The organism is Komagataeibacter kakiaceti JCM 25156 (assembly GCF_000613305.1).
This window is the reverse complement of record NZ_BAIO01000699.1, coordinates 1-1,002: the sequence shown is the minus strand read 5'-3', so window position 1 is coordinate 1,002 and position 1,002 is coordinate 1. Positions and strand designations below refer to the sequence as shown.

At 60.8% G+C, this 1,002-nt stretch carries 2 protein-coding genes, 1 tRNA gene and 1 pseudogene; 1 reads left to right on the top strand and 3 read right to left on the bottom strand.

From position 1 onward, the window contains the following. Positions 1-298, top strand: a 298-nt coding sequence (locus JCM25156_RS26040; RefSeq protein ID WP_148299427.1) for an amidohydrolase family protein, incomplete at its 5' end; no start/stop codon positions are given. Positions 299-465: 167 nt separating this feature from the next. On the opposite strand, the gene JCM25156_RS18080 is transcribed toward JCM25156_RS26040, so the two are convergent. The 3 genes and pseudogenes from JCM25156_RS18080 to JCM25156_RS26035 all read right to left on the bottom strand — a co-directional run. Then, positions 466-541, bottom strand: a tRNA-Phe gene (locus tag JCM25156_RS18080). Positions 542-600: 59 nt separating this feature from the next. After that, entirely contained in the window at positions 601-795 is a 195-nt protein-coding gene (locus JCM25156_RS28245) for a DNA gyrase inhibitor YacG (protein ID WP_084296553.1), read from the bottom strand. A gap of 3 nt (positions 796-798) precedes the next feature. Further along, positions 799-1,002, bottom strand: a pseudogene (locus JCM25156_RS26035) (ribonuclease E/G); the annotation flags it as partial.

The window sequence follows — 1,002 nt, the reverse complement described above, 5'->3', positions numbered from 1 at the left end:
GGTGGACATGACATCCGCCGGGCCGCAGCGCCTGTTCGGGCTGGTGGGCAAGGGACGCATCGCGGTGGGGTACGATGCCGATTTCTCGGTCGTGGATCTGGCCGCCCGCTGGACGGTCCGGCAGGAATGGCTGGCGTCCAAATGTGGCTGGTCGCCCTTTGTGGGGCGTGAACTGACAGGCCGCCCCATTGGCACGATTATCCGTGGCAACGTCGCCATGTGGGAAAACGAACTCGCCCCCACGGCCCAGGGCGCGCCCCTGCGTTTTGAGGCGACGGATCGCCCGCAGGCCGTCTGAGCATATAAAACACAAAAATTTCCGGATGCCGCCTTTTCCCGGAAAGGCGGCGTTTCCTGAAGCTTTTTGAAAAAAGCTTCACCAAAACTTCTTTACGGTTCGCAGAATGGTCCGTTCCAATATAGGAAGCGAACTTCTGTTTAAGCTTGTTTTTTCAGGGAAATTAATGGTGCCCAAGGGCGGGATCGAACCACCGACACTGCGATTTTCAGTCGCATGCTCTACCAACTGAGCTACTTGGGCACCGGGCCGTTGTCCGGCAGGTCACGACAGTCTGGTCCGCCGTGACGATGGACAAGCGTTTAACCCACCTCATCGTCGGGATCAACCCGTCTTGTGTATTTTTCATCCGTGTCAGGGGAAATCTCTGCCGAGGGCACGCGGTACTGCCCGGAAAACCAGCGGCCGAGATCGACATCGGCGCAGCGTCGCGAGCAGAACGGCCGGTAGCGCGTCTGCGCGGGCTGGCCACAGATGGGGCAGGGCGGAAGGCGGATGGTTCAGTCATGGTCAAATCTCCAGCCATTGGCGGGCAGGGTCTGATCCGTAACAGGCTGGAGCATGCGGCCGGTCAGGCGCATGAAATCCTCCATCCAGGCGGGATGGTCCTGCAAGACCTGCATGATACCATAGCCACAGCCCAGCCTGACAGGCTGGCCGCTGGAGGGCATGCCCCGGTCGGCCTGCATCCGCACCCGCAGGGC